Raw genomic sequence first — 2,341 nt, forward strand, 5'->3', positions numbered from 1 at the left:
CACCGTGTCCGTCCTCGCCGCGGACGGCGTCCTCTTCATCGAGGTGGCCGACACGGGTCCGGGCGGCGCCGATCCCGAGGGCTCGGGCCTGACCGGACTGCGGCGCCGGGTCGAGGCCCTGGACGGCCGCCTGGCGGTCGCGGACCTCCCGGCGGGCGGGACCCGGGTCCGGGCGGAGCTCCCGTGCGGGTAGTCATCGCCGAGGACCACGTGCTGCTCCGCGAGGGACTCGTGTCCCTCCTGCGCGACGCGGACATCGAGGTCGTCGCGCAGGTCGAGGACGCCGAAGGCCTGCTGCGCGTCCTCGCCGGCCACAAGCCGGACCTCGCCATCGTCGACGTCCGCCTCCCGCCGAGCTTCACCGACGAGGGCATCCGCGCCGCGATCGAGGCGCGGAGACGCTGGCCGGACCTCGGCGTGCTGGTCCTCTCCCAGCACGTGGAGGAGGCCTACAGCTCCGAGCTGCTCGCCGGGGGCGGCGGCGGGCTGGGCTACCTGCTCAAGGAGCGCATCGGTGAGGTGACGGAGTTCGTCGACGCGGTGCACCGCGTCGCGGACGGCGGCACCGCCCTGGACCGCGAGGTGGTGGCGCAGCTCGTCAGGCCGGCCACGGACGGCGAGCCCGGTCGTCTCCGCGACCTCACGCCGCGGGAGCGCGACGTGCTCGAGCTCATGGCGGAGGGACGGTCCAACGCGGCGATCGCGCGCGAGCTGGTCGTCACCCCGGGGGCCGTGGAGAAGCACGTCACGAGCATCTTCGGGAAGCTCGACCTGCCCGCGTCCGGCGACGACCATCGCCGCGTGCTCGCCGTACTCGCCTGGTTGCAGGACGAGCGGTAAGGGGGCTATCCCTACCCCACTCGGTGGGCTCCCCCAGCGCGCTCGTGGGCCGCACCGACGACGATCGTCGTGTGACGCTGCTCGAGACCTCCCCGCCGCCGGCACCCCCGGCCGGCCCCACCCGCGACGACGTGCAGCCGTGCGCGAACGAGTCGCTGGACCGCTTCCTCACCGGCGTGGTCACCGTGGTCCCGATCCTGGCGCTCGGCGTCGTCGCGTGGCAGCTGTGGAGCTCGCTGCTGCACCCGAGCGACCTGATCGTGCTCGCGATCATGTACTCGACGACCTGCCTGGGCATCACCGTCGGCTTCCACCGCCTCTTCACCCATCGCAGCTTCAAGACCACGCCCGCCGTCCGCGGCGTGCTGGCCGCCCTGGGCTCGATGGCGATCGAGGGCCCCGTGATCTCGTGGGTCGCCGACCACCGCAAGCACCACGCCTTCTCGGACCACGAAGGGGATCCGCACTCCCCCCACCTGCACGGTCACGGGTTCCGCGGCGCGCTGCACGGGCTCTTCCACGCACACGTCGGGTGGATCTTCCTGCACGATCAGCGCGGGTCCCACGACCGCTACGCCCCCGACCTCCAGGCGGACCCGGTCGTCTCGTTCGTCAACCGCACGTTCCTCTTCTGGGTCCTGCTCGGGCTGGCGCTGCCCTTCGGGCTCGGCTGGCTGATCGGCGGCTCGCTCGCGACGGCGCTCACCGGCCTGCTGTGGGGTGGCGCGGTGCGGATGCTGCTGCTGCACCACATCACGTACTCGATCAACTCGATCTGCCACGTGTTCGGTCGCAAGGCCTACGACACGGGCGACGAGTCGCGGAACGTCGGCTGGCTGGCGATCTTCTCGATGGGCGAGTCCTGGCACAACAACCATCACGCGTTCCCGACCTCCGCCCACCACGGGCTGCGCTGGTACCAGGTCGACCTGTCCGCGCTCCTCATCCGCGCGCTGGAGCGGACCGGCCTGGCGTGGGACGTCGTGCGCCCGTCGGACGACAAGCTCGCGGCGAAGGCCCGCTGAGCATCCCGTCCGCGGGCCCGCGGACAACACCGCGGGCGGCCTTGGTGTCGCGGACCCAAGCCGCCGCGCCGGGACGCCTCTAGCGTCACGGCATGCCCGATCGCATCAACCGCTGCTACCGCCTCCGTCGCCGCCCGCGCGGTGAGGTCACCGCCGAGGATCTGACCCTGGTGGAGGAGGAGGTCCCGCCGCTGACGGACGGCCAGGCCCTGATCCGCACCCTGGTGCTGTCGATCGACCCGACCAACCGCATCTGGATGAGCGAGCTGCGCGGCTACATGCCGCCGGTGCCGCTGGGAGCGGTGATGCGGGGGATCGGCATCGGCCAGGTCGTGGAGTCCCGGCGCACCGACCTGCCGGAGGGCGCCTTCGTCACCGGGTTCCTCGGGTGGCAGAGCCTGTGCCTCGCGGACGACGCGACCCTCGAAGCGCCCCTGACCCTCCTGCCCGATCCGCTCCCGGCACCGCTGACCGCA

General features: G+C 72.5%; 2 protein-coding genes and 2 pseudogenes. All 4 read left to right on the forward strand.

Annotated features, from left to right (window positions below):
• Positions 1-193 (forward strand): annotated as a pseudogene (locus ABYE80_RS19890) (histidine kinase); the annotation flags it as partial.
• On the forward strand, positions 184-840 hold the full coding sequence (locus ABYE80_RS19895) for a response regulator transcription factor (protein WP_372792045.1): 657 nt from the start codon (positions 184-186) through the stop codon (positions 838-840). The pseudogene ABYE80_RS19890 and the gene ABYE80_RS19895, both read left to right, overlap by 10 nt.
• A 23-nt stretch (positions 841-863) precedes the next feature.
• On the forward strand, positions 864-1,865 hold the full coding sequence (locus tag ABYE80_RS19900) for an acyl-CoA desaturase (protein ID WP_372792046.1): 1,002 nt from the start codon (positions 864-866) through the stop codon (positions 1,863-1,865).
• Positions 1,866-1,957: 92 nt separating this feature from the next.
• Positions 1,958-2,341: pseudogene (locus tag ABYE80_RS19905) on the forward strand (NADP-dependent oxidoreductase); the annotation flags it as partial.

The organism is Paraconexibacter sp. (assembly GCF_041602235.1).
Taxonomy (GTDB): domain Bacteria; phylum Actinomycetota; class Thermoleophilia; order Solirubrobacterales; family Solirubrobacteraceae; genus Paraconexibacter.